Source organism: Pseudoalteromonas sp. GW168-MNA-CIBAN-0100, assembly GCF_040309225.1.
Classification (GTDB): Bacteria; Pseudomonadota; Gammaproteobacteria; order Enterobacterales; family Alteromonadaceae; genus Pseudoalteromonas; species Pseudoalteromonas arctica.
Genome location: NZ_JBEOOL010000213.1, coordinates 1 through 371 on the forward strand (window position 1 = coordinate 1; position 371 = coordinate 371).

At 41.8% G+C, this 371-nt stretch carries 1 protein-coding gene; it reads right to left on the bottom strand.

Annotation, left to right across the window (positions count from 1 at the left end; all coding sequences use genetic code 11):
• Positions 1 to 371: serine acetyltransferase domain-containing protein (locus AAEY62_RS20790; RefSeq protein ID WP_502935528.1), on the bottom strand; the 371-nt coding region annotated here is incomplete at both ends.

Consider the following 371-nt stretch of genomic DNA (forward strand, 5'->3'; position numbering starts at 1 on the left):
TAATTTTAGGATGACTATCGCCTTGTTCTTTTCCCGTGCCACCTATAGTAACAGACTGCAGTATTGATACGTTATCTTCAATTACCGCCGTTTCGCCAATAACAATACCGGTTGCATGGTCAAACATTATTCCTTTACCCACTTTACAAGCAGGATGAATATCAACGCCAAATACTTCTGAGCTACGGCTTTGAATAAAGCGCGCCAACTCTTTACGGTTTTGCGTCCACAAACAATTAGCTAAACGATGCGCCTGAATAGCATGGAAACCTTTTAAATTTAATATTACCGTAAGGTAAGTTTCGGCTGCAGGGTCACGATCTTTTACCGCTTTAATATCGTGAGCAACGTGCGTTAGCATACGCTCACAC